Origin of the sequence: Streptomyces sp. WP-1 (assembly GCF_030450125.1) — a bacterium.
GTDB lineage: Bacteria > Actinomycetota > Actinomycetes > Streptomycetales > Streptomycetaceae > Streptomyces > Streptomyces incarnatus.
The window spans coordinates 755160-779416 of record NZ_CP123923.1 but is presented as its reverse complement, the minus strand read 5'-3'; the positions used below and the strand labels follow the sequence as shown (position 1 = coordinate 779416).

Genomic DNA, 24257 nt, shown 5'->3' with positions numbered 1-24257 from the left:
CCTCAGCCTCCCCAGACCGCGAGCCGCTTGATCGCGGCCATCGGTACCGGCAGCCAGTCCGGCCGGTGTCTCGCTTCGTACAGCACCTCGTACACCGCCCTGTCCGTCTCGTGTGCGCGCAGCAGCGCGTGCTTCTTGCGTGGATCCCAGCCCGCGCGGGCCGCGTAGCCCGCGCAGAACGCCTCCCGGCAGCGGCGCGCCCACTCGGGTCGCCAGGGGCGGCGCTGCCGGGCCGCGTAGTCGAAGGAGCGCAGCATCCCCGCCACGTCCCGCACCGGGGACTGCGGAGCCCGCCGCTCGGTCAGCGGCCTGGACGGCTCGCCCTCGAAGTCGATGACGAACCAGTCGCGGCCCGCCCGCAGCACCTGTCCGAGGTGCAGATCGCCGTGGATGCGCTGGGCGGGCGGCCCGGTGTCGCAGGTGGCGAGCGCCCCGAACGCGGCCCGCAGACCGGGCACGAAGGGCTTGAGCCCCGGCACGGCGTGCGCGGCGGCCTCCAGGCGGGCGCACATCGCGTCGGCGGTACGGCCGTTCTCGCCGGGCCCGGCCGACGGGAACGCCTCGGCCAGCGCGAGGTGCACCTCGGCCATGGCGCGGCCCAGTTCACGGGCCTCGGCGGTGAAGTCGTCGCCCGCGGCGAGCGCGCCCAGCGCCAGCGTCCAGCCGTCGGTGGCGTCCGGCAGGAACGGCTGGAGCACCCCGAGCGTGGCCGGGCGCGGCGCGCTGGTGGAGAACCAGGCGACCGGCGCCGGTACCCGGGTGCAGCCCTGCGCGGCGAGCGCCGCCGACACCTCCAGGTCGGGGTTGACGCCCGGCTGGATGCGGCGGAAGAGCTTCAGGATGTACGCGTCGCCGTACACCAGCGAGGTGTTGGACTGCTCGGCGTCCAGCAGCCGCGGCGGCAGGCCCCCGGGCACCGGGGCGGCGGGGTCCGCCTCGAAGCGCAGCGGGCCCGCGCTGCCCGGCCGGCGCAGCCGCTCCAGGAGCAGGCTCGCCGCACGCGGGTCGTAGAGCGCGTCGTAGACCGCGAGCCCGGCCAGCGGTCCCGCGGCGGACCGCCCGATGAACGCCCGTTCCAGGCGCGGCGCGAGTTGCTCGCGCACCCCGAGCAGCAGCTGGTAGCAGTCGCCCGGCGGGGGAGTGCCGCCGGGGGCGGGCACCGGCGCGTGCGAGGCGTGCACCAGCAGATGCAGACACCCGGGGAACAGCTCGGTCACACTGAGCACCGACAGATCGGTCACGGGCCGGTCCTTGCCCGCGAACCAGCGCTGGCGCGGCAGCCACTCGCGCAGCAGCCCGCCGAGCGAGGCGAGGGGACCGTCGACGCCGGCCGCGGTTCTCGGCCGGAGGGTGATGGTCTTCGGCATGGTGACGCGTCCTTTCCTCGGCGCCGTGCGCTCAGCGGCGGCGGCCGATGCGGGATGCGACTCGGGTGAGCCGGAACCAGTAGAAGCCGTGGCCCTGAAGGGTGAGGAGATAGGGCAGTTCACCGATGGCGGGGAAGCGCACCCCGCCGATCAGCTCCACCGGATGGCGGCCGTCGTAGGCGCGCAGATCCAGCTCGGTGGGCTGGGCGAAGCGGGAGAAGTTGTGGACGCAGAGCACGAGGTCGTCCTCGTACTCGCGCAGGAAGGCGAGCACCGCCGGGTTGGACGAGGTCAGTTCGGTGAACGAGCCGAGTCCGAAGGCGGGGTTCTGCTTGCGGATCTCGATCATGCGCCGGGTCCAGTGCAGCAGCGACGAGGGCGAGGACATCGACGCCTCGACGTTGGTGACCTGGTAGCCGTGGACCGGGTCCATGATCGTGGGCAGATACAGCCGCCCCGGGTCGCATGTCGAGAAGCCGGCGTTGCGGTCGGGGGTCCACTGCATGGGGGTGCGGACGGCGTCGCGGTCGCCGAGCCAGATGTTGTCGCCCATGCCGATCTCGTCGCCGTAGTAGAGGATCGGCGAGCCGGGCAGGGACAGCAGCAGGGCGGTGAACAGCTCGATCTGGTTGCGGTCGTTGTCGAGCAGCGGCGCGAGGCGGCGGCGGATGCCGATGTTGGCGCGCATGCGGGGGTCCTTGGCGTACTCCGCCCACATGTAGTCGCGTTCCTCGTCGGTGACCATCTCCAGGGTCAGCTCGTCGTGGTTGCGCAGGAAGATGCCCCACTGGCAACCGGACGGGATGGCCGGGGTCTTGGCGAGGATCTCGGAGACGGGGTGGCGGGACTCGCGCCGAACGGCCATGAAGATGCGCGGCATCACGGGGAAGTGGAACGCCATGTGGCACTCGTCGCCGCCGCGTGCGTAGTCGCCGAAGTAGTCGACCACGTCCTCGGGCCACTGGTTGGCCTCGGCCAGCAGCACGGTGTCCGGGTAGCCCGCGTCGATCTCCCGGCGCACCCGCTTCAGGAACTGGTGGGTGGCCGGCAGGTTCTCGCAGTTGGTGCCCTCCTGCGCGTAGAGGTAGGGGACCGCGTCCAGCCGGTAGCCGTCGATGCCCAGGTCCAGCCAGAACTTCAGGGCGGCCAGGATCTCCTCCTGCACCGCCGGGTTCTCGTAGTTGAGGTCCGGCTGGTGGGAGAAGAAGCGGTGGAAGTAGTACTGGCCGCGCACCGGGTCGTACGTCCAGTTGGAGGCCTCCGTGTCCACGAAGATGATCCGCGCGTCCTCGTACCGCTTGTCGTCGTCGGCCCACACGTAGTAGTCCCCGTAGGGGCCGTCGGGGTCCTTGCGGGACTCCTGGAACCACGGGTGCTGGTCGCTGGTGTGGTTCATGACGAAGTCGATGATCAGGCGCATGCCCCGCTGGTGGGCCGCGTCGACGAACTCCACGAAGTCGGCGAGGTCACCGAACTCCGGGAGCACGGCGGTGTAGTCCGAGACATCGTAACCGCCGTCCCGCAAGGGCGATTTGAAGAACGGCGGCAGCCACAGGCAGTCCACGCCGAGCCACTGGAGATAGTCGAGCTTGGCGGTCAGGCCCTTCAGGTCGCCGACGCCGTCGCCGTTGCTGTCGTGGAAGGAGCGGACCAGGACCTCGTAGAAGACGGCACGCTTGAACCACTGCGGGTCGCGGTCCCGGGCGGGGGTGTCCTCGAAGGTGTCCAGTACGGGTTCGTTCACGGTCATGACGCTGCGGGCCCTCCGTTGCGGTGCGTCGATCGCTGGACGTGGAGCACATGCGCCGGCGCGCGGCCCGGCGTGAGGCGCACGTAGTTGGTCCTGCCCCAGTGGTACGCCTCGCCCGACAGTTCGTCGTGTACGGGCAGGTCGGCGTCCCAGTCCAGGCCGAGTTGCGGCATGTCCAACGAGACCGTGGCCTCCTGGGCGTGATGCGGGTCGAGATTGACGACCACGATGACCGTGTCCGTCCCCGTGCTCTTGCTGTAGGCGAGCACGGCGTCGTTGTCGGTCCGGTGGAAGCGGAGGTTGCGCAGGCGCTGTAGCGCCGGGTGTGCGCGGCGGACGGCGTTCAGCCGGGTGATGAGCGGCGCGATCGTACGGCCCTCACGTTCGGCCGACTCCCAGTCCCGGGGCCGCAGTTGGTACTTCTCGGAGTCGCGGTACTCCTCGCCGCCTTCCCGCAGGGGGGTGTTCTCGCACAGCTCGTAGCCGCTGTAGATGCCCCAGGCGGGGGAGAGGGTCGCCGCGAGCACGGCACGCACCTCGAAGGCGGGCCGGCCGCCGTGCTGGAGGTGACCGGGCAGGATGTCCGGGGTGTTCGCGAAGAAGTTGGGCCGCATGTAGGCCGCCGCCTCGCCCGACAACTCACCCATGTATTCGATGAGTTCCTGCTTCGTCTCGCGCCAGGTGAAGTAGGTGTACGACTGCTGGAAGCCGATCTGCGCCAGGGTGTGCATCATGGCCGGGCGGGTGAAGGCCTCCGCCAGGAAGATCACGTCCGGGTCCTTGCGGTTGATCTCGGCGATGACCCGCTCCCAGAACACCACCGGCTTGGTGTGCGGGTTGTCGACCCGGAAGATCCGCACCCCGTGGTCCATCCAGTGCCGCAGCACCCGGACCGTCTCCGCGATCAGCCCGTCCATGTCGGCGTCGAAGGCGATCGGGTAGATGTCCTGGTACTTCTTCGGCGGGTTCTCGGCGTAGGCGATCGTCCCGTCCGGACGGTGGTGGAACCACTCCGGGTGCTTCTGCACCCAGGGGTGGTCCGGGGAGCACTGGAGGGCGAAGTCCAGGGCGATCTCCAGGCCCGACTTCCGCGCCTCGCCCACGAAGTGGTCGAAGTCCTCGATGGTGCCGAGGTCCGGGTGGACCGCGTCGTGCCCGCCCTCGGGGGAACCGATCGCCCAGGGGACGCCGACGTCGTCCGGACCGGCGCCGAGGGTGTTGTTGGGGCCCTTGCGGAACGTGCTGCCGATCGGGTGAACCGGCGGCAGGTAGACGACGTCGAAGCCCATCTCCGCGATCGGCTTCAGCCGCCGGGCCGCCGTACGGAACGTACCGTGCGGATGCTCGGCGGTCCCCTCGCTGCGCGGGAAGAACTCGTACCAGGAGCCGTACAGGGCCCGCTCCCGCTCGACCAGCAGCGGCATCGGGTCCGAGGCGGTGACCAACTCCCGCAGCGGGTAACGGTCCAGCACCTCCCGCACACCGGGGGAGAGGGCGGGCCGGAAGCGCTCGTGGACCGAGAGGGAGTCGTCGCCGAGGGCGCGGGCGGCGGCCGCCACCAGTTCGCGCTCCGGGCCCTTGGGCACCCCGGCGGCGGCGCGCTCGTACAGCTCGGCGCCCTCCTCCAGGACCAGCCCGGTGTCGATCCCGGCCGGCACCTTCACCGAGGCGGTGTGCCGCCAGGTCGCCAGCGGATGGCTCCACGCCTCCACCCGGAAGGTCCAACGGCCGGTCACGTCCGGGGTGATCTCGGCGCCCCACACATCGCTGCCGGGGGACAGCTCGCGCATCGGGGTCCAGGGGCCGCGCCGGCCCCGGGGATCGCGCAGGACCACATTGGCACCGACGGCATCGTGTCCCTCCCGGAACACGGTGGCGGTGACCTGGAAGGTCTCCCCGGCCACCGCCTTCGCCGGGCGCCTGCCGCACTCCACGGCCGGCCGGACGTCACGTACCGGTACACGGCCGATGGCCGGGGTCCTGCGCATGTCATCACCTCCGCCGTGCGCGAAGCCGGGCACCGGCCCGGCTTCGCGCTCCGAGAGCGGGGCCGGCCCGTGCCGGTCCCCGAAGGGAACGCCTTGTACGGTGCCAGCTCAGGAGCTCGGCGCCGTGGAACGCCGCTCCGAAGCCGGCGCCCTTCGCACCGAACGGCGCGACACCGGCCGGCCGTCCTGCTCGCGCAGGTGGCCGACCCGACTCGTGCGCAGATACCGCTCCGCCGCGTCCGCCGCCTCGCGGGCACAGCGTTTGCCCATCAGAACGCACAAGGTGTAGCCCGAGTCCTCGAACGTGGCCCGGACCGTGCGGTCGTACGGCGAGGCGAGCATCACGCGCTCCCACGCCCGGTAACGCCGCAACTGCCGGGCCACTTCGGCCTTGGCGGGTAGCAGCATGGCCCTGTTCACCCTCCACGCTCTCGACTGGGCGCGTTCCCGACGGTCGGGTGGCGTCCGCGCAGGGGTGGGCACGGCACCGTTACGGCGATCGAGGCTTTCACTCATGGTGCACGCGCGTGGACGCAGCGTCTTGTTGGAGCTTCAACCATTGGGAACGGTGTGTGCTCGTGTTGCACGAATGGCGTAGCGCCCGCACCGTTGGAGATGACTCAGAAGCGATCACCGCTCACGCTGTGTGTCCGGGATCCCTCCCGGACAGGGCGAGGGGAGCGAGAGCTTCGCCGGTGAGGAGCAAGCGACGATGAAGACCGCAGTGCCCTGCTACTACCACCTCGACGTGGAAGTCAGCCCGGAACGGGTGGGACAGGTCAGCCGCATCCTGGCCGCCCACCTCCGCCACTGGGACCTCGACAATCTCGTGGCCCCCGTCTGCCGCGGCGCCGAACTGCTGCTGCGGGCGATCGACCAGCACGCCCGTGACAAGCACACCTCCATCGAGATGTGGTGGAACGGCCAGCACCTCATCACCGCCTTCGGTGACGACGACCCGGAACTGCGCCCGGACCAGGATCTGCGCGCCGCCCTCGCGGACATCGCCGCCATGAGCGACGGCTGGGGCTGCTGCGCCGCCGAGACCGGAGCCAAGATCATCTGGTTCTCGCAGCGCGCCCGCGCCGGCGAACGGGTGCCCCTGGTGCCGCTGCCGCCGGAGCCGTTCCTGAGCACGGGTCTCAAGGAGCCGCGGCGGCATCAGGTGGCCGTCCTCGCCGCGCCCGTGCCCGTCGGCGACCACAGCCTGGAGGGCAGCCGGTGAACGCCCGCACCACCAGGAAAGGGCTGCCCGTCTGGAGCGGGCAGCCCTACCCGTTGGGCGCCTCCTACGACGGACAGGGCACCAACTTCGCGCTGTTCAGCGAGGTCGCCGAGCGGGTCGACCTGATCCTCGTGGACGAGGACGGCCGGCAGACCTCCGTGCGGCTGCACGAGGTCGACGGCTTCGTCTGGCACGCCTATCTGCCCGGCATCGCCCCCGGGCAGCGCTACGGCTACCGGGTGCACGGCCCCTGGCAGCCCTCCCTCGGCCACCGCTGCAACCCGAAGAAGCTGCTGCTCGACCCGTACGCGCGCGCCGTGGACGGCCAGATCGACAACCACGCCTCCCTGTACGAGCGCGCGCCGGACGGCCCGGCCCCCGCCGACAGCGCCGGGCACTCCATGCTGGGCGTGGTCACCGACCCGTACTTCGACTGGGGCGACGACCGGCCGCCGCGCACCGCGTACGCGGACTCCGTGATCTACGAGGCCCATGTGCGCGGACTGACCCGCACCCACCCGGACGTCCCCGAACAGCTGCGCGGCAGCTACGCGGGCCTCGCCCATCCCGCCGTCGTCGAGCACCTGACCTCGCTCGGGGTGACGGCGGTCGAGCTGATGCCGGTGCACCAGTTCGTCCAGGACGGGGTGCTCCAGGACCAGGGCCTGTCCAACTACTGGGGCTACAACACCATCGGCTTCTTCGCGCCGCACAACTCCTACGCCGCCTTCGGCACCCGGGGCCAGCAGGTCAACGAGTTCAAGGCCATGGTGAAGGCGCTGCACGCGGCCGGCCTCGAAGTCATCCTCGACGTGGTCTACAACCACACCGCCGAGGGCAACGAGTTCGGCCCCACGCTGTCCTTCCGGGGCATCGACAACGCCTCCTACTACCGCCTGGTGGACGGGGACTGGGCGCACTACTACGACACCACGGGCACCGGCAACAGCCTGCTGATGCGGCACCCGTACGTGCTCCAGCTGATCATGGACTCGCTGCGGTACTGGGTCACCGAGATGCGTGTCGACGGCTTCCGCTTCGACCTCGCGGCCACCCTGGCCCGGCAGTTCCACGAGGTGGACCGGCTCTCGGCGTTCTTCGACCTGATCCAGCAGGACCCGGTGATCAGCCGCGTCAAGCTGATCGCCGAGCCCTGGGACGTGGGCGAGGGCGGCTACCAGGTGGGCAACTTCCCGCCGCTGTGGTCGGAGTGGAACGGCAGGTACCGGGACGCCGTACGGGACTTCTGGCGTGCCGAGCCCGGCTCGCTGGGCGAGTTCGCGTCCCGGCTGACCGGCTCCTCCGACCTGTACCAGCACAGCAGGCGCCGGCCGCGCGCGAGCGTCAACTTCGTCACCGCGCACGACGGGTTCACCCTGCGCGACCTGGTGTCGTACAACGACAAGCACAACGAGGCGAACGGCGAGGACAACCGGGACGGGGAGAGCCACAACCGGTCCTGGAACTGCGGGGCGGAGGGGGACAGCGACGATCCCGCCGTGCTCGAACTGCGCGGGCGCCAGCAGCGCAACCTCCTTGCCACGCTGCTCCTTTCGCAGGGCATCCCCATGCTCTGCCACGGCGACGAACTCGGGCGCACCCAGCGCGGCAACAACAACGCGTACTGCCAGGACAACGAGATCTCCTGGGTGGACTGGGAACTCGACCACGAGCAGCGGAACCTGGCGGACTTCACCCGGAACCTCATCGCGCTGCGCGCCGCGCACCCCGTGCTGCGCCGGCGCCGCTTTTTCCGAGGCGAGACCGCGACGAACGCCGCGCAGCCGCTGCCCGACCTCATGTGGCTGCGGCCCGACGCCCGCGAGATGACCGCGCGAGACTGGCAGCGCGGCGACGCGCACTCCGTCGGCGTCTTCCTCAACGGCGACGCCATCGCCGAACGGGACCCGTACGGAGGGAAGCTGACCGACGACTCCTTCCTGCTCCTCCTCAACGGCTACTGGGAGCCGGTGGACTTCCGGCTGCCGGACGAGACGTTCGGGGAGCGCTGGACGACACTCGTCGACACCGCGGACGCGGAGGGCGTGCCGGACGAGCGGGAGCGGAAGGCGGGCACGAGGCTGCGGGTCGAGGCCAGGAGCCTGGTCCTGCTGACCCGTCCCTCACGGGCGGCGGATTAGCGGATCCCGGCACGCGGGCCCGCGGGGCACGATCCGCGGGCCCGCGGAAGTCGGCGCGTGGGCCCGCGGAAGTCGATCGGCGGGCCTGCGGATCTCGGCGCGCGGGCCCGCGCGGATTCTCAGCGCGCGGGCCGCGACATCACCGTGAACTGGGCGCCGTCGGCGTCCCGCAGGATCGCCTCCGTGTCGTTCTCCTTCAGGACGCTGCCCCCGTGCTTCTCCGCCGCCCGGGCGCACCCGGGCACGTCCGCCACCGCGAAGTGGACCTGCCAGTGCGGCCGTACGGAGGGGTCGGGGGCGGCCTCCACCGCGCCCGAGTCGATGCGGGCCACCGCGTCCCCCTGGCTGCGCAGCACCACCTCGTCGCCGTCGTACTCGACCTCGCAGCAGCCCGGCTTCCCCGACGCCCAGTCGAGGATCTCGCCGTAGAACATCGCGGAGTCGAAGGCGTTGCGGGTGTGCAGCCGGATGAACGTGGGCGCCGCCCGCCGCCACGCCTCCCAGTTGGAGACCAGCTCGCCCTGCCAGATCCCGAACGTCGCCCCGTCGCGGTCGGCGAGCAGCGCGGCCCGGCCCGGCTGGAAGGAGAGCGGTCCGACCGCCGCCGTACCGCCCCGCTCCCGTGCCCGCGCCACCGCGACATCCGCGTCCGGCACCGCGAAGTACGGCGTCCACGCCACCGCCATCTGCCACATCGAGGCCACCGCGGCGATCCCGGCCACCGGCACCCCGTCCGCGAGCGCGACCCGGAAGTGCTCACCGAGCTTCGCGCCGCGCCAGCGCCAGCCCAGCACGGCCGTGTAGAAGTCCTGGGTGGCCTGGAGATCGCGGCTGGTCAGGCTCACCCAGCACGGCGCGCCGAAGACGGAGTGCGTATCGACGACCGTACGCGCGCGCGGCCCGTTCCCGGTGCCGTTCGCTCCGTCGCTGACGGGTGTCTCTCGGTTCATGTTCGGTAACGTCCTGCTCTCGGGGCCGGGGGTCACCGCTCTGGCTCCAGTGTCCAACCGGAAGCGGGTGGGGCGCCTGTCGAGTACCCCCGGTGACCGGGGATCAGCGCGGAACCGGAGGACGCCGTGGACCGGCCGCCCCCGGGCCGAGGCGGAGTCTCACCGCGGCTCCGCCAGCAGTTCCTCCCGCAGCCGGTCGAAGCAGCCGCTGAGCAGCCGCGACACATGCATCTGCGAGATCCCCAGCTGCTGCGCGATCCGGTTCTGCGTCATCCCCCGGAAGAACCGCAGGTAGAGGATGGTCCGCTCGCGCTCCGGGAGCGCCGCGAGGCAGGGCCGGACGGCGGCCCGGTCCACCACGAGGTCGAACCCGGGATCGAGGCCGCCGAGCGAGTCGCCCAGGGCGTAGCCGTCCGTGCCCGCCACCTCGGCGTCCAGGGACAGCGCGGAGAAGCACTCCAGCGCCTCCATCCCGGTGCGCACCTCGTCCTCGTCGAGCCGGGTGTACTCGGCTATCTCGGCGACCGTGGGCGGCCGGCCCGGCGTGGACTGGGACAGCTCCTTCACGGCCGTACGCACCCGGTTGCGCAGATCCTGGACCCGGCGCGGCACGTGCAGCGTCCACATGTGGTCCCGGAAGTGCCGCTTGATCTCACCCGTGATGGTCGGCACCGCGTACGCCTCGAAGGCGCGGCCGCGCTCCGGGTCGTAATGGTCGACGGCCTTCACCAGGCCCAGCGCGGCCACCTGGTACAGATCCTCCAGGGACTCCCCGCGACCGCGGAACCGTACGGCGATCCGCTCGGCCATGGGCAGCCACAGCCGCACCAGTTCGTCCCGCAGCGCCTGCCGCTCGGGGCCGTCGGGCAGCTCCGCGAGCCGCGCGAAGGACTCGCCCGTGTCGGGCGCGTCGTCATGGGGATGGGGGTGGGACCTGGGCTTGGTGCTGGTGCTGCCAGTGACACGCATCGCGCGCACCTCTTTCGCGCCGGTTGGACAGACACCGTGGGAGAAGCGCGCGCTCGGTCACGGGAAGGGACTCGGGGGCGGCAGGCCGCGCTGAGGGCCGGCTCCCACGGAAGTGCCTCCTGTCCGAAGCACATAGGTGCGTTTTCCCGCTCGCGGACATCACAAAACAATTCACCCGATAACCTCATAAATCGCACGGCACAGCGGCGTGCCCGCCTTGACCGCATCTTGGGGCCGCCCGAGGGGTGATAGGTCTGTAGCAGAGGTAATCTTCAGGCGTGGAAGACGAAGCGATACGCGGGCCCGGCGGCGACGCGCCGCCCGGGGCGCCCGAGACCTTCCCGGCCGAGCTGACCGACGCGCTCGTCGGCATCCAGCGGCTGATCCGGCGCCGGCTGCGGGGCGGCCTGGCCGGGCCCCGGCTGCGCGGTGCCGAGGTGGAGCTGCTGCGGCTGGTCGGGACCCGCCCGGGGATCGGTGTCTCGGAAGCCGCCAAGGAACTGCACCTGGCCGGCAATTCCGTCTCGACGCTGGTCAACCAGCTCGTGCGGGACGCCTACCTGGTCCGGGAGACCGACCCGGCCGACCGGCGGGCCGCGCGGCTGCGGCTGACCGGGGCCGCCGAGAAACGCCTGGAGGACTGGCACCGCCGCCGTGCCGAGCTGGTCGGCGGCCGTCTCGCCCGCCTCGACGGGGCCGACCGGGACGCCCTGCGCGCGGCCCTCCCGGCGCTGCGCAGGCTCGCCGGTCTGCTGCGCGAGGACGACGAGGCGGGCGAGGACCTGACGACGGCGTCCGTGGGCGCGCCGGCCGGGGCGGGAGCCGCCCCCGAGGGACCCTGGACGGAGGGGACGCCATCATGACGACCGACCCGGCGGACACGTCCGCCACCCCGGCGGTCACCGCCACCGCCGCGGCCGAGGCGGCGGACGCCCCCGCCGAGGCCGTCAGCTGCACCGGGCTCACCTACGCCTTCGGCGAGACCAAGGCCGTCGACGACCTCGACCTGGGCGTCCACGAGGGCGAGGTCTTCGGGCTGCTCGGACCGAACGGCGCCGGCAAGACCACCGCCATCCGCTGCATCACCACCCTGCTGCCGGTCCCCGTCGGCATGGTCCGCGTCTTCGGGCACGACGCCGCCAGGGAGCGCATGGGAGTGCGCCGCCTGCTCGGCTACGTCCCCCAGCAGCTGTCCGCCGACGGCGGGCTCACCGGGCGCGAGAACGTCGCCCTGTTCGCCCGGGTGTTCGACGTGCCGCGCCGGGAGCGCGCCGCGCGGGTCGACCTGGCGCTCCGTGCCGTCGACCTCTCCGACGCCGCCGAACGGCTCGCCAGTACCTACTCCGGTGGCATGGTGCGCCGCCTCGAACTCGCCCAGGCCCTGGTCAGCGCCCCCCGGCTGCTGATCCTGGACGAGCCGACCATCGGCCTGGACCCGATCGCCCGCACCGGCGTGTGGGAGCACATCAACGCCGTACGCGAGGCGACCGGCATGACCGTCCTCGTCACCACCCACTACATGGACGAGGCCGACCAGTACTGCGACCGGGTCGGCCTGATGCACCGCGGCCGGATCCGTGCCCTCGGCACCCCCGAGGAGCTGCGCCGGGGCCTCGCCGAACGCAAGGGCGCCGACACCCTGCCCACGCTGGAGGACGTCTTCCGCGACGTCGCCGGCAGTGGCCTCGACGACAACACCGGAGGAGGTTTCCGTGAAGTCCGAAGCACCCGCCGCACCGCACGCCGCGTCGGCTGACCGCACCCTCGGCAAGGACACCGCGCTGCTGCTCACCCCTCCGGTGCCGCGCGCCGGCTGGCGGCTGCTGCCCGCCCGGGTGCTCGCCATGTGCACCGTGGAGCTCCAGAAGCTGCGCCACGACCGCACCGAGCTGTACACCCGCGCCGTCCAGCCCGCCCTGTGGCTGCTGATCTTCGGTCAGACCTTCACCCGGATCCGGGCGATCCCCACCGGCGGCATCCCCTACATCGACTACATGGCGCCCGGCATCATCGCCCAGTCCGCCATGTTCATCGCGATCTTCTACGGCATCCAGATCATCTGGGAACGGGACGCGGGCATCCTGAACAAGCTGCTCGTCACCCCGACCCCGCGCTCGGCGCTGATCACCGGCAAGGCGTTCGCGGCCGGAGTGAAGTCGCTGGTGCAGGCCATCGTGGTGATCGTGATCGCCGCCCTGCTCGGCGTCGCCCTCACCTGGAACCCGCTGAAGCTGCTCGGCGTCGCCCTCGCGGTGATCCTCGCCTCGGTGTTCTTCTCCTGCCTCTCCATGACCATCGCGGGCATCGTGCTCAGCCGCGACCGGCTGATGGGGTTCGGGCAGGCGATCACCATGCCGCTCTTCTTCGGCTCCAACGCCCTGTACCCCGTCTCCGTGATGCCGGGCTGGCTCCAGGCCGTCAGCAAGGTCAACCCGCTGAGCTACCAAGTCGACGCGCTGCGCGGGCTGCTGCTCGGTACGCCCTCGCATCTCGGCGCCGATTTCGGGGTGCTGGCGATCGCCGCCGCGCTCGGCATCACGGCGGCCTCCTCACTGCTCGGCCGACTGGCCCGGTGATCTCGCCCGGAACGTGATGTGCGGCACGCACCGTGGCCCGCCGGGAACGGGCGCGGGGGGATTCTTCCTGGGCAGCGCTTGATCAACGATCAAAGCGGGCGAACCCCCTGGCCACGGCGCATTCCGCTCATTTGACAGTGCGCTGAGCCCACAGATAGACACTCGGGGGTCGAGAGGGGCACTGTGTACGAGCCGAACGTGGTCGGTGACTGGCAGGAGTACGAGGAGCATGCCGGTCTGCGGGTCCGCGTCCACCGCCTGGAGGCCGCCGAACCCCCGCGCGGACGCGACGACGCCGCGGCCGGGCTGACGTACTTCAGTGTCCGGGTGACGATCGAGAACCGCGGCACGCGGCACTTCGGCATCCATCTGGAGGACGGCCAGCTCGACGTCCGGGTCGGACCGGACGGTGAGGGCGCCTTCATCGACTGGCGCAACTCGCAGTTCATCGAGGGCTTCGACGTCTATCCGCTGCGCCGGGCCACCGCCGTGCTGTACGCCGCCGCCCCCGAGGCCGCGCTCACCCATGTGGACATCCAGGTGCAGCTGCGGGTGGACGAGGAGTGGACCGAGCGCCGGCTGTGGGCCGGCGGCACCGGCGTCCAGGAGACGACCGCGCAGGCCGCCCCCGTGGGCTCCGCACAGGGCGACCTGGCCCACCAGGTCAGCGCCTTCCTCAAGGAGCAGACGGAGCCCGGCACCGCCTGAGCCCCGGCCGCCCCCGGCCCCGCTCAGTGCGGGATGCCGTCGATGATCTCCCGCGCGCCCTGCCGCAGCAGCGCCACCGCGACCGAGGTGCCGAGCGTGGCCGCGTCGAGCCGGCCCGCCCATTCGTGGGCGTTCAGCCGGGTCTTGCCGTCGGGCGTGAACACACAGGCCCGCAAGGACAGTTCACCGCCGGCGTCGACCCGCGCGTACCCGGAGATCGGGCTGTTGCAGTGGCCCTGGAGCACATGCAGGAACATCCGCTCGGCCGTCGCCTCCCGGTGGGTGTCCGGGTCGCCGAGCCCGCTGACCGCGTCGATCAGCCCGGTGTCGCCCTCCCGGCACTGCAGGGCGAGGATGCCCGCGCCGATCGGCGGCATCATCGTCTCCGGGGACAGCACCTCGCTGATCACATCGGTACGGCCGATGCGCTCCAGACCGGCCACCGCGAGCAGCAGCGCGTCCGCCTCGCCGTCGGCCAGCTTCTGGAGCCTGCGGTTGGCGTTGCCGCGGAACGGCACGCACTCCAGATGCGGGTGGGTGGCGGCCAGTTGGGCGATCTTGCGCACCGCCGAGGTGCCGATCCGGGTGCCGGCCGGCAGCTCGTCCAGGGTGAGACCGCCCGGGTGCACCAGCGCGTCGCGGATGTCGTCCCGCTTCAGGAAGGCGGCGAACACCGTCCCGGCGGGCAGCGGCCGGTCGGCGGGCACGTCCTTCACGCAGTGCACCGCGAGATCCGCCGCCCCGGCCAGCAGGGCCGCGTCCACCTCCTTGGTGAACGCCCCCTTGCCCTCGACCTGGGCCAGATCGCCGAGCCACTTGTCGCCGGTGGTCTTCACGGGGACGACCTCGGTGCGCACCCCCGGGTGCATGGCACTCAACTCGGCGCGGACCCGCTCCACTTGGGCCAGGGCCATGGGCGAGTCACGGGAGACGATTCGGATCAGTTCGGGAACCGGCATGCGCACACGATAGACCCCCCCACCTCATGCCAGGTCCATGGGCAGGTCCGCCGCCGAGTCCTGCGGTGAAAGATCGGGACGCAGCCTTAGCCAGGACGGCTGACGCAGCAGCCCGGTCCGGGTACGGGTGCTGTAACCGACCTCCCCGACCAGCCGGGGCAGGACCCAGCGCGCGCCCGGCACGCGGGGCGCCGGCTCGAAGGGGCAGCGCCCGCTCGCCGCGTCCGCGAGCAGTTCCGCCAGCCGGGTCCGCTCCGCCTCGCTCCAGCCGGTGCCCACCCCGCCGACGTACCGCAGCCGGCCGGCCGCGTCCCGCTGGCCCACCAGCACCGCGCCGGGCAGCCCGGTCAGCCGCCCCTTGCCGGGCAGCCAGCCGCCCACGATCACGTCCTCGGCACGCAGATTGCGGATCTTGATCCAGGCGCGCGAGCGCACCCCCGGCTCGTACACCGAGTCGAGCCGCTTGCACACCAGGCCCTCCAGGCCGTGCTCCCGGGTGGCCGCGAGCGCCCGCGCGCCGTGCCCGGTCACCGCGCCGGGCGTCGACCAGTACGGCCCGGCCAGCCCCAGCTCCGTCAGCCGGTCCCGGCGCCGTGCGTACGGCTCCCGCAGCAGCGGCCCGGCCAGGTACGGCACGTCGAACAGCACCAGGTGCACCGGCACCTGCGCGGACCGGCGGGCCGCCCGGGCAGGCGCGTGGGCGAGGCCCATCCGGCTCTGCAGCAGCTGGAAGTCGGCCCGGCCGTCCGCGTCCAGGGCCAGCACCTCCCCGTCGAGGACCGCGGGAGTGGCGCCCAGCGCACCGCCCAGCGGCGCCAGTTCGGGATACGCCCCGGTGATCTCCTCGCCCGAACGGGCGCGCAGCACCAGGGTGCCGTCGCCGGGCAGATAGACCATCACCCGCTGCCCGTCCTGCTTGGTCTCGTAGGCCCAGCGCGCGTCCTGCGCGGCGGGCGGCAGCGAGCCGGGGGTGGCGAGCATCGGCGCGATGAACGGCAGGGCGGTGGGGGTCACGGCAGAAGATGTCGACCGAACCCGGCCCCGTCACGCGCCTTCGGCCCCCGGTTCCCCTGAACGGGGTGTCCCGCGCGGTCGCCGCCCGGTCGGCGCGTCAGTCCACCGGCGCCGGCGGCCCGTCCGCGTCCAGGCCCGTGCACGCCACCTTCCCGCCCACCTCGGCGCACGCCTCCACGCCCCGGGGCGAACCCACCGACAGCATCGGGCTGTTGACGCCGGTCACATCATCGGCCGGGTAGCTCGCGGAGAGGATGTCGTCGCCCGCGCGCACCGACACCTCCCGGGCCAGCCGGCCGCGCACCCGCACCTCCGACCAGGCGGTACGGCAGGACGGCGAGTAGCGCAGCCGTACGGCATAGGCGTGGTCGGCGACCCTGCTCCTGGTCTGCGCGTCCCGGGCGCACACCGAGGCGTCCGGCAACTCGCCCTGGCAGGACGCCCCGTGACAGCGCTGCACCTCGCTCAGGGGCTGGGCCACCGGCGCGGACCCCGGGCGCCCGGACAGGGCCACGGCCGCGGCCACCGCCGCGGCCGCGCCGAACAGGGCGAGCGCCGACACCGGGATCCACAGCGGGAGCCAGGGTGAGCGGCGGCCACCGGGGCGCTTTTCGGGCGGCTCCGGGGGAGCGGGCTCGTCGGCCGCCTCCCACAGCGCCAGTACGGCCGCGGCATCGGCGTCGGCCAGCCGGCACAGGGCCTCCACCGCGGCCCGCGGCGGGCGCTTGCCGCCCGAGAGATAGCGGTGCCAGGCGGACTTGCTGTACGGGGTGCGCGCGGCCAGCGCCGCCAGACTCAGCCCCGTACGGTCCTTCAGGTCGCGCAGTGTCACCACCAGCGACTCGTCCGGCGCGGTCGATCCTTGGGGGTGCCGCATCGTGCGTTCCTCGACTCCCATTCCCCTATGGGCGTTTCGCCCCTGATGCCGGGATGGTTTCCCTGCCGGACGGCCGCTGCAACACCGGACGAGGTATGGGCCGGGTCAAGCGCCCCCATGCCGAAGGCCCGTTCGGGACGCGGTTCCCGAACAGGCCCTCGGCGCTCAGTGGGTGGTGCGGCGGACGCCCGTCAGCACCAGGGGACGTACCGGTGGGTGGTCACGTAGTGGGCGGAGACGTAGCCCCGGTGCTGCGGGAGCCGGTACCAGACGTGGTTGCCGCGCACCCGGGAGCCGTAGGTCTTGCAGCTGACCGAGATGAGCCGGTCGGTGTGCCGGCTGCCGACCGCCCGGTAGCCGGTGCCCGGGCCGGAGCGGACGTTGAGCCGGACGCCGCCGGTGGCGATCAGGCCGGTGTGGTGGGGGTAGGTCTGGACGGGGTGCTGGGCGGTGGCGACGGCGGCCACGGGGTGCGCGGTGACGCTGCTCGCCGCGGCGGCACCGGCCGACACGGGGAGCAGTGCGAGAGCCGCGGCCGCGGCCGGCAGAACGCTCTTGAGGGCCCGACGGATCATGGAAACCTCCGGCTGTCGATCTCGTGACCACGAACCGTGATCACGCCGCCCAGCCTTGCCGTGCGAACCCCTCGCCATGCCGTTTCCGTGTCCCCTGGGACGGCGTGGGACGTCCCGGGGGACGGGCGGCGGGGCCTGGTCTCGGCGGAGGCGCGGGGGCCGCGAGGGCGTACCGGAGCGACTCGGTCCGTGCCGCCGGAGCCACCGGGACGAGGGGCCGCCCGAGTCACCGGGACGAAGCCGCCCGAGCCACCGACACGAAGGGCCGGGCCCGCCCGGTCTGCGTGGCCTCGAAGGCGTGCCCGCGCCCTCGCCGTCCGGCCAGGACGTGCCCGCGCCCTCGCCGTCCGGTCCGCACGCGGCCCTCCCGGCGGTCGCCGAGATCGAGCGCGCCCTCACCCGCCTCACCCGCCCCGGCACCCGCACCCGCCACCACGACCGGCTGCGCGCCCCGGCCGACGTACCGCTGGACCGGGCCGCCGTGGCGCTGCCGCGGCAGTTCGCGGACCGCGAGCCGATGCGACCGGGGGAGGTGGCGCACCGCTTCGGGGTCGACGCCCTGCCTGTGACCCGGACCGTGCGCAGCTCCAGTGGGCGGGGTACGTCACCCGGGCGCCCGACCCCGACGACCGGCGTGCCCGGCGGATCCGGTCCGCCGGAGCGGGTCGGCTCACCGACGTGGGCCGGCTCGCCGTCGGTCGGCCCTGGGCGGCCGGCGCCGGCGAGACGCGGCAGCCGGCCACGCCGTTTCACCGGATGGCCGACGACTTCCCCGCGCACTCGGCCGCGACGGAGACCGAGGTGGAGGCGGACGTGACGGCGGACGGGACGGCAGACGTGGCGGCTGCGGAGAAGTAGTCCCGCGAACCGGCCGCCCGGCGGCTTACCGTCCAGTAATATCCGGCGGCAGGCCACCAGAGGAGGAACCGGTCATGAGTGAGCGTGTCGAGGTCGGGGACAAGGCGGAGGACTTCGCCCTCCCCGACGAGTCCGGGACCCTCCGCAGCCTCGGCGAACTGCTCGCCGACGGGCCCGTGGTCCTCTTCTTCTACCCCGCCGCCCTCACCCCGGGCTGCACCGCCGAAGCCTGCCACTTCCGCGACCTCGCCGCCGAGTTCGCCGCGCTCGGCGCCCGGCCCGTCGGCATCAGCGGCGACGACGTCGACAAGCAGCGGGAGTTCGCCGGCCGCCACACGCTCGGCATGCCCCTCCTGTCCGACGCCGACGGCACGGTCCGCGAGCGCTTCGGGGTCAAGCGCGGTTTCACCCTCGCCCCCACCAAACGCGTCACCTTCGTCATCGCCGGGGACCGCACCGTACTGGAGATCGTCCGCAGCGAGCTGCGCATGAACACCCACGCCGACAAGGCCCTCGCCGCCCTGCGCGCCCACCTGGCCTGACCCCGCTCGCGGCCCCCGCGCTTGAGGAGCCGCGACAATCGGATCATTCTGGGCCTTATGGACCGTGTCGCCGCCGTGGCGATCATCGACACTCGGGGCTGGGTGACCGGGTGGAGCGAGGGCGCGCGGCTGCTCACGGGCCACCCGGCCGAGGAGGTCGTGGGCCGCCCCGCGGCGGAGCTGCTCGCCGCGGAACTCCCCGGGGAGGCCCGCAGCGCGCGGACGGGGACGCGGCACGGCACCGTCGCCCTGCGCCACCGCGACGGCCACCGCCTCGACCTCGCCGTCACCGCCTGCCCCCTCGACGGCGGCGACGGACGGCCCGCGGGCTACGCCGTGACGGCCGAACCGCCCGGCGTCGCGCTCGCCGCACAGGCTTTCGAGCAGGCGTCCATGTCGATGTCCGTCTTCGACCTCCAGCAGCGCTACCTGCGCCTCAACGACGCCGCCTGCAAGGTCATCGGCGTCCCCGAGGAGGGGCTGACCGGCAGGTTCTTCCTGGACACCGTGGCCGACACCGAGTCCAACCGGGGCTTTCTGCGCCATCTGCGCGAGGTCGCCGAGACCGGCCTGCCCGTGCGCTACGAGAGCTTCGCCGCCGCGCCCGCGCTGAACCGGGAGCACTTCTGGAGCCTGGAGATGTGGCCGCTGCGCGACGCCTCGGGCACCCCCACCGCCGTCGCCCTGGCCGCCTACGACAACAACGAGCAGTACTGGGCCAGACGCCGGCTCGCCCTGCTCAACGAGGCCGCCACCCGCATCGGCACCACTCTCGACGTGGTGCGCACCGCCGAGGAACTGATCGAGATCCTCGTCCCGCGCTACGCCGACTTCGCGACCGTCGACCTGCTCGACTGGGTGCTCGGCGCCGACGAGCCCCCGATGGCCGCCGTCGACGACATCGAGCTGCACCGCGTCGCCTACACGTCCACCCGGCCCGGCAGCCCCGGAGTGGCCGTCCGGGTCGGCGAGACCCAGATCTACCCGCCCTCCGCGCCGCCCGCCTGCGCGCTGCGCGAGGGCCACGCGATCCTCAGCCAGGCGGGCGAACCGGGATTCCGGGCCTGGCTCGCGGACCGCGACGAGCGCGCGCCCCGGGGCCGCCCCTTCCGGGAGGGCGTCCACTCCATGATCGCCGTACCGCTGCGCGCCCGTGGCACCACCCTGGGCGTCGCGGTCTGCGTGCGGCTCGCCCATCCGGAGGACTACGGCCCCGACGACGCCGTCTTCGCGGAGGAACTGGCCAGCCGCGCCGCCGTCTGCATCGACAACGCCCGCCGCTTCGCCCGCGAACGCAGCACCGCCCTCGCCCTCCAGCACAGCCTGCTGCCGAGCGGACTGCCCGGACAGGCCGCGCTCGACGTGGCCCACCGCTATCTGCCGTGCGGCTCCCAGGCCGGGATCGGCGGCGACTGGTTCGATGTCATCCCGCTCTCCGGCGGCCGGGTCGGACTGGTCGTCGGCGATGTGGTGGGCCACGGCATCAGCTCCTCGGCCACCATGGGCCGGCTGCGCACCGCCGTGCGCACCCTCGCCGACGTGGATCTGCCGCCGGACGAACTCCTCACCCACCTCGACGACCTGGTGACCCACCTGGCCGCCGAGAACGGCCGCGATGAGGTCGCCGAGATCGGCGCCACCTGCGTGTACGCCGTCTACGACCCCGTCTCGCGCCGTCTCACGCTCGCCACCGCCGGCCACCCGGCCCCGTTCCTCGTCCTGCCCGGCGGCGACGGCGCCGAACTCGTGCCCATGACCGCCGGGCCGCCCCTCGGCATCGGCGGACTGCCCTTCGAGGCGACGGAGCTGGAACTGCCCGAGGGCTCCGTCGTGGCCCTGTTCACCGACGGCCTGGTCGCCCACCGCGCCGGGAACCCGGACGGCGCCGACGACGAACTGCGGCGCGCCGTCGGGGCGTCCGCCGACTCCCTCGACGCCCTCGCCGACGGCATCCTCAAGGCCGTACTGCCCGACCAGCCCGGCGACGACGTGGCGCTGCTGCTGGTGCGCACCCGCGCCCTCGGCGCCGACCGGGTCGCCACCTGGGAGGTGCCCGCGCACCCCGCCCAGGTCGCCGTCCTCCGGCAGGCCGCCGGGGAGCAACTGGCGGCCTGGGGGCTGGAGGAGACCGCGTTCGTCACCGAACTCGTCGTCAGCGAACTCGTCACCAACGCGATCCGCTACGGCGAACCGCCCATCCAGCTACGGCTGATCCGCGACCGCGCCCTCATCTGCGAGGTCTCCGACGGCAGTTCCACCTCCCCGCACCTGCGCCGGGCGCACGCCTACGACGAGGGCGGCCGGGGACTGCTGCTGGTCGCACAGCTCACCCGGCGCTGGGGGAGCAGGCAGACGGCCGCGGGCAAGACCATCTGGGCCGAACAGCCGCTCCCCGACGCCTGATCACACTCCTACTCGAAGGCGCAGCCCGGGTTCGGCGCGTCCTCGGAGAACGGCGCGCCGTGCGGCAGCACGTACAGCACATCGAGCACGACCGGGGTGTCCCCGAGGTTGCGGCCTATGTGCACGTTCCCCGGCCCGGCCGGCTCCTGTATCGGCGCGCCCGCCCCGTACACCCCGTCCGGGGCGCAGGAGGAGTCGAAGTGGCTCAGCGTGCCCTGGCGCACCACGCCGTACAGCGGGCCGTCGTGGAAGTGCCAGCCGGTGCTCCGGCCGGGCGGGACGGTGATCTCCCGCAGGGTGTAGTCGGTGCTCCCGACGGTCCGTTCACCGATCGTACGGGCCGTCACCCCGGGGCCCGCCGGGGTCGCCCCCGCGGTTTGGCAGGTCAGTACGGTGGCGGCGGTCACGGCGCCGATCAGGGCGACGCCGCGTGGTGCTGTGCGCATGTCGGATGCCTCCAGGGCAGCGAGGGATGTCGGCGTGACCATAGGCTCCTCGCACACCCCTCGGGGCCGGAATCAGGGAATCCGGATTGCCGGTGCCCGCCCGGTCAGCGCGCGCCGCCGTCCGCCGCGACCTGGGCGAGGGTGCGCCCGGTGCGCACCGAACGGGCCCGCCGGGGGTCGGGGGACCCGTGCCCGGCCCGGCGCGCCGCACCCTTGCGCACCAGCAGCCAGGCGTCCTCCCCGTCCCGGCCCCGGAAGCGGGTCAGGGCGTACTCGCCGCGCAGTTTGGCGCCGTGCAGCCGGAACGTGGCATGTCCGCGCGCCAGCGACCCGGCGAAGTCCACCGGCCGCCCCTGCCGGTCATGGCTCAGCGGCTCGTACGTCCCCCGGTCCCACACGATCACCGTGCCGCCCCCGTACTGGCCCTTGGGGATCACGCCCTCGAAGTCCTCGTACGCCAGCGGATGGTCCTCCGTCGGCACCGCGAGCCGCTTGTCGCCCGGGTCGGCGGAGGGTCCCCTCGGCACGGACCAGGACTTCAGGACGTCGCCCACCTGGAGCCGGAAGTCGAAGTGCATCCGGCGCGCGTCGTGGATCTGCACCACGAACCGGGGCCGCCCGCCGCCCCGGCCCCCGGCGTCCTGTGCCGCCGAGGGCTCCCGGCCTCCGCCCGCAGCTTCCCGGCCTTCGTCCGCAGCTTCCCGGCCTTCGTCCGCGGGTTCCCGGGTCCGCTCGAAGCCGCGCTTCGCGCGGTACGTCCGCAGCCGGTCCTCCGCTGCCACGTGCGGCTCCTTCCGTGCGTCCGCCTCACCGCGCCCCGGGTACCCCGCTCACCCCGGTCTCAGAACTCCTCGTGCGTCTCCGGGTCCCCGCCGAGCCGGGTCGGGGCGTGCCGGGCGATCGCGGCCATCTGGTCCGAGTCCAGCTCGAAGCCGAAGACGTCCAGGTTGGCGCGCTGCCGCCCGGGGTCGGCGGACTTCGGGATGGGCAGCGCGCCCAGCTGGACGTGCCAGCGCAGCAGCACCTGCCCGGGGCCCACCCCGTGCTCGTCGGCGATCTGGGCGACCCGCGGATCGCCCAGCAGATGGCCGCCCCGGCCCAGCGGGCTCCAGCTCTCGGTGAGGATGCCCTGGTCGGCGTGGAAGGCGCGCAGCTCCTCCTGCGGGAACAGCGGGTGCAGCTCGATCTGGTTCACCGAGGGCAGCACCCCGGTCTCCTTCTCCAGACGCACGATGTGCTCCGGGGTGAAGTTGGAGACGCCGATCGAGCGGATCAGACCGTCCTCCCGGAGCTTGATCATCGCCTTCCAGGAGTCGACGTACTTGCCGACCCGGGGGTTGGGCCAGTGGATCAGGTACAGGTCCACGTACTCCACGCCGAGCCGCCGCCGGGACTCCTCGAAGGAGGCCAGGGTCTCCTGGTAGCCGTGGTGGCGGCCCGGGAGCTTGGTGGTCACCACCAGCTCCTCGCGGGGCACCCCGGCGTCCGCGAGGGCCCGGCCCACACCGGTCTCGTTGCGGTAGTTCACCGCGGTGTCCACCAGCCGGTAGCCGAGGCCGAGCGCGTCGCGTACGGCCCGCTCGGCCGCGGTGTCGTCCAGTGGCCAGGTGCCGAGGCCGAGGGCGGGGATCGTCGTTCCGTCGTTGAGCGTGTGCGCCGGTATGCCGTTCACGGGTAGACCTTCCGCTCGACAGTGTCGTGCCACCAGCCTCACCGATAGGGTGAGTGGTGATCAACCGGACGGACGCGACGAGGCCGGCGGACGGCACGGGCCCGGGGCCGGTACGGACGAGCAGCGGAGCGCGCGCATGACGACGGACAGGGCCGCCGCGCAGCAGCAGGAGCGGCCGGAACAGGCGGGACAGCCGGAACGGCGGGACCGGGCGGAGCGTCCGCAGGGGCCTGTGCGGCCCGGACGGGCGGACCGGCCGGACCGGCCGGATCCGGCCGCCGGTGTGGACATGCGGGCCGGAGGCGTGGAGGTACGGCCGGTCGCCGGGCACATCGGCGCCGAGATCACCGGCGTCGACCTCGCCGCCCCCCTCGACGACGCGGTGGCCGACCTGATCCGGCGGGCCGTGCAGCGCTGGAAGGTGGTGTTCTTCCGGGACCAGCGCCTGGACCACGCCGGGCATGTCGCCTTCGCCCGCCGCTTCGGCGAACCGGTCGTCCTCGGCCGCCGCGGCGGCGCCTCACCCCCGGACTTCCCCGAGGTGGAGACCACGGCCGACCGGCTGGAACTGGGCGGCCGCTACGGCATGGACCACGAGGAGTGGCTCGCCCGCCGCCGCCCCCACCTGCTGCGCGGCTGGCACTGCGACCACGGCGCGCGCGTCGACCCGCCCGCCGCGACCATCCTGCGCGCCGAGTCCGTCCCGCCCTACGGCGGCGACACCACCTGGGCCAACCTGGCCGCCGCCTACGCGGGCCTCTCCGCGCCCGTGCGCGCCTTCGTCGACGGGCTGCGCGCCGAGCACCGCCTCGGCGTCGGCTACCAGCCACGCCCCGGCGACGACGCCTATCTGCGCCACCTCCTGGACCACCAGATGGCGTCCGAGCACCCCCTGGTGCGGGTGCACCCGGAGACCGGGGAGCGGGTGCTGTTCATCAACGGCTACTACGTCGAGCAGATCAGCGGCGTATCCCGCCCGGAGAGCGCCGCCCTGCTCCAGATGCTCCTCGACCAGGCGGTCCGCCCCGAGTACACGGTCCGCTTCCGCTGGGCACCCGGCAGCGTCGCCTTCTGGGACAACCGGGCCACCATCCATCTGGCCCCCAGCGACCACACCCGGCTCGACGCGCCCCGGATCATGCACCGGGTGATGCTGCACGGCGAGGTGCCGGTCGGCGTGGACGGCAGGCCCTCCACACCGGTCACGGGCACCGAGGCGGGCCGCTGGTAGCGCCGG

22 protein-coding genes and 1 pseudogene are annotated in these 24257 nt (G+C 73.0%); 10 read left to right on the top strand and 13 right to left on the bottom strand.

From position 1 onward, the window contains the following. Nucleotides 1–2: 2 nt before the first annotated feature. The 4 genes from QHG49_RS03115 to QHG49_RS03100 all read right to left on the bottom strand — a co-directional run bounded on the left by QHG49_RS03115 (nt 3) and on the right by QHG49_RS03100 (nt 5513). Complete coding sequence (locus tag QHG49_RS03115) at nt 3–1367, bottom strand: maltokinase (protein ID WP_159698484.1); 1365 nt, start codon at nt 1365–1367, stop codon at nt 3–5. A 31-nt stretch (nt 1368–1398) separates the two neighbouring features. Next, complete coding sequence (gene treS / locus QHG49_RS03110; RefSeq protein WP_301487145.1) at nt 1399–3117, bottom strand: maltose alpha-D-glucosyltransferase; 1719 nt, start codon at nt 3115–3117, stop codon at nt 1399–1401. After that, nucleotides 3114–5105 carry an alpha-1,4-glucan--maltose-1-phosphate maltosyltransferase gene (locus QHG49_RS03105; RefSeq protein WP_301487144.1) on the bottom strand — a complete coding sequence of 664 codons (1992 nt, stop codon included), beginning with the start codon at nt 5103–5105 and terminating at the stop codon, nt 3114–3116. Before QHG49_RS03105 ends, treS begins: the two co-directional genes overlap by 4 nt. 108 nt (nt 5106–5213) lie before the next feature. Then, nucleotides 5214–5513, bottom strand: coding sequence for a DUF5133 domain-containing protein (locus QHG49_RS03100; protein ID WP_159698475.1), 300 nt, complete (start codon nt 5511–5513; stop codon nt 5214–5216). A 304-nt stretch (nt 5514–5817) separates the two neighbouring features. Here QHG49_RS03100 and QHG49_RS03095 point away from each other — a divergent pair, with 304 nt between their 5' ends. Then, nucleotides 5818–6330: a pep a2 gene (locus QHG49_RS03095; RefSeq protein WP_145489777.1), complete on the top strand. Its 513-nt coding sequence runs from the start codon at nt 5818–5820 to the stop codon at nt 6328–6330. After that, a complete protein-coding gene (gene glgX, locus QHG49_RS03090) occupies nt 6327–8471 on the top strand; it encodes a glycogen debranching protein GlgX (protein ID WP_145489775.1) in 2145 nt (714 codons plus the stop codon). The genes QHG49_RS03095 and glgX overlap by 4 nt, the downstream gene beginning before the upstream one ends. Before the next feature lie 119 nt (nt 8472–8590). Here glgX and QHG49_RS03085 read toward each other — a convergent pair whose 3' ends face one another. Together QHG49_RS03085 and QHG49_RS03080 are read right to left on the bottom strand one after the other, a co-directional pair. Further along, on the bottom strand, nt 8591–9421 hold the full coding sequence (locus QHG49_RS03085) for a VOC family protein (protein ID WP_159698472.1): 831 nt from the start codon (nt 9419–9421) through the stop codon (nt 8591–8593). Between the two features lie 159 nt (nt 9422–9580). After that, on the bottom strand, nt 9581–10390 hold the full coding sequence (locus QHG49_RS03080) for an RNA polymerase sigma factor SigF (protein WP_145489772.1): 810 nt from the start codon (nt 10388–10390) through the stop codon (nt 9581–9583). A gap of 293 nt (nt 10391–10683) precedes the next feature. Here QHG49_RS03080 and QHG49_RS03075 point away from each other — a divergent pair, with 293 nt between their 5' ends. From QHG49_RS03075 to QHG49_RS03060, 4 genes are all read left to right on the top strand, one after another. After that, a complete protein-coding gene (locus tag QHG49_RS03075; protein ID WP_301492679.1) occupies nt 10684–11253 on the top strand; it encodes a MarR family winged helix-turn-helix transcriptional regulator in 570 nt (189 codons plus the stop codon). Next, entirely contained in the window at nt 11250–12146 is an 897-nt protein-coding gene (locus tag QHG49_RS03070; RefSeq protein ID WP_145489769.1) for an ABC transporter ATP-binding protein, read from the top strand. The genes QHG49_RS03075 and QHG49_RS03070 overlap by 4 nt, the downstream gene beginning before the upstream one ends. Beyond that, nucleotides 12103–12966 (top strand): ABC transporter permease, encoded by an 864-nt coding sequence (locus QHG49_RS03065; protein ID WP_086810484.1) that lies wholly within the window; start codon nt 12103–12105, stop codon nt 12964–12966. The genes QHG49_RS03070 and QHG49_RS03065 overlap by 44 nt, the downstream gene beginning before the upstream one ends. 183 nt (nt 12967–13149) lie before the next feature. Next, on the top strand, nt 13150–13674 hold the full coding sequence (locus tag QHG49_RS03060) for a hypothetical protein (protein ID WP_145489766.1): 525 nt from the start codon (nt 13150–13152) through the stop codon (nt 13672–13674). A gap of 23 nt (nt 13675–13697) precedes the next feature. On the opposite strand, the gene hemC is transcribed toward QHG49_RS03060, so the two are convergent. From hemC to QHG49_RS03040, 4 genes are all read right to left on the bottom strand, one after another. Further along, complete coding sequence (hemC, locus tag QHG49_RS03055; protein WP_201300498.1) at nt 13698–14639, bottom strand: hydroxymethylbilane synthase; 942 nt, start codon at nt 14637–14639, stop codon at nt 13698–13700. 18 nt (nt 14640–14657) lie between these two features. Next, nucleotides 14658–15614, bottom strand: a complete 957-nt coding sequence (locus QHG49_RS03050) for an ATP-dependent DNA ligase (RefSeq protein ID WP_159707871.1) — start codon at nt 15612–15614, stop codon at nt 14658–14660. 130 nt (nt 15615–15744) lie between these two features. Next, nucleotides 15745–16524 (bottom strand): XRE family transcriptional regulator, encoded by a 780-nt coding sequence (locus tag QHG49_RS03045; protein ID WP_159698466.1) that lies wholly within the window; start codon nt 16522–16524, stop codon nt 15745–15747. Between the two features lie 191 nt (nt 16525–16715). Further along, entirely contained in the window at nt 16716–17099 is a 384-nt protein-coding gene (locus tag QHG49_RS03040) for an SH3 domain-containing protein (protein ID WP_301487143.1), read from the bottom strand. A 328-nt stretch (nt 17100–17427) separates the two neighbouring features. Here QHG49_RS03040 and QHG49_RS03035 point away from each other — a divergent pair. The 3 genes and pseudogenes from QHG49_RS03035 (at nt 17428) to QHG49_RS03025 (ending at nt 20902) form a co-directional block, all read left to right on the top strand. Further along, a pseudogene (locus QHG49_RS03035) lies at nt 17428–17957 on the top strand (MarR family winged helix-turn-helix transcriptional regulator). Nucleotides 17958–18031: 74 nt separating this feature from the next. After that, complete coding sequence (locus QHG49_RS03030; protein ID WP_301487142.1) at nt 18032–18499, top strand: peroxiredoxin; 468 nt, start codon at nt 18032–18034, stop codon at nt 18497–18499. Nucleotides 18500–18556: 57 nt separating this feature from the next. Further along, nucleotides 18557–20902 carry a SpoIIE family protein phosphatase gene (locus QHG49_RS03025; RefSeq protein ID WP_159698463.1) on the top strand — a complete coding sequence of 782 codons (2346 nt, stop codon included), beginning with the start codon at nt 18557–18559 and terminating at the stop codon, nt 20900–20902. A gap of 8 nt (nt 20903–20910) precedes the next feature. Here the strand turns inward: QHG49_RS03025 and QHG49_RS03020 are convergent, their stop codons facing one another. From QHG49_RS03020 to QHG49_RS03010, 3 genes are all read right to left on the bottom strand, one after another. Next, a complete protein-coding gene (locus QHG49_RS03020; RefSeq protein ID WP_159698460.1) occupies nt 20911–21348 on the bottom strand; it encodes a cupin domain-containing protein in 438 nt (145 codons plus the stop codon). A gap of 104 nt (nt 21349–21452) precedes the next feature. Then, nucleotides 21453–22130 carry a DNA polymerase ligase N-terminal domain-containing protein gene (locus QHG49_RS03015; protein WP_301487141.1) on the bottom strand — a complete coding sequence of 226 codons (678 nt, stop codon included), beginning with the start codon at nt 22128–22130 and terminating at the stop codon, nt 21453–21455. A gap of 59 nt (nt 22131–22189) precedes the next feature. Continuing rightward, the gene (locus QHG49_RS03010; protein ID WP_301487140.1) at nt 22190–23020 is read right to left on the bottom strand and encodes an aldo/keto reductase; all 831 of its coding nucleotides are present in this window, start codon (nt 23018–23020) and stop codon (nt 22190–22192) included. A 289-nt stretch (nt 23021–23309) separates the two neighbouring features. Between QHG49_RS03010 and QHG49_RS03005 the strand changes: the two genes are divergently transcribed. Then, nucleotides 23310–24251 carry a TauD/TfdA family dioxygenase gene (locus tag QHG49_RS03005; protein ID WP_145489805.1) on the top strand — a complete coding sequence of 314 codons (942 nt, stop codon included), beginning with the start codon at nt 23310–23312 and terminating at the stop codon, nt 24249–24251. Nucleotides 24252–24257 lie beyond the last annotated feature (6 nt).